The following is a 685-nucleotide window of genomic DNA, read 5'->3' as shown; positions in this document are numbered from 1 at the left end:
ATTCATAACAGGGGCATGATTGACAGAATCAACTGTGATAGGGATGGTCTCAGAATCAGTTAACTGGCCATCGCTAACCTCAAAAGTAACCTCATAGTTTCCATCCTGACCTTCAGAAGGAGTCCAGATAAAATCACCTGTAGAACTATCAAAGATAGAACCGGAAGGAAGACCTGTGACAGAATAGGAAAGGACATCACCATCAGCATCAAAAGCAGTTACAGAGAAACTAAGTGTCGATCCTTCATCAACTGACTTTGAACCAATGGAATTCATAACAGGGGCATGATTGACAGAATCAACTGTGATAGGGATGGTCTCAGAATCAGTTAACTGGCCATCGCTAACCTCAAAAGTAACCTCATAGTTTCCATCCTGACCTTCAGAAGGAGTCCAGCTAAAGGCACCTGTAGAACTATCAAAGATAGAACCGGAAGGAAGACCTGTGACAGAATAGGAAAGGACATCACCATCACCATCAGAAGCACTTACAAAGAAACTTAGTGTCGATCCTTCATCAACTGACTTTGAACCAATTGGGTTCATAACAGGATCACGATTCACATCAGGCTGTTCCGGCTGAGAAACCTGTCCGGTGGACTCGAAGGTGAAGACATGAGCGACATTCCAGTTTCCTGTGTATTGCCATCTCAGAGTACCATCTGCATCACACACTTCCTGCCCA

1 protein-coding gene is annotated in these 685 nt (G+C 44.1%); it reads right to left on the bottom strand.

Features of this window, described 5'->3' with window-relative positions:
• Positions 1-685, bottom strand: a 685-nt coding sequence (locus E7X56_RS11595; protein ID WP_135606894.1) for a putative Ig domain-containing protein, incomplete at both ends; no start/stop codon positions are given.

This window comes from Methanococcoides sp. NM1, from assembly GCF_900774285.1.
GTDB classification, from domain to species: domain Archaea; phylum Halobacteriota; class Methanosarcinia; order Methanosarcinales; family Methanosarcinaceae; genus Methanococcoides; species Methanococcoides vulcani.
The sequence above is the reverse complement of the archived record's forward strand: the minus strand, read 5'-3'. Positions and strand labels throughout refer to the sequence as shown.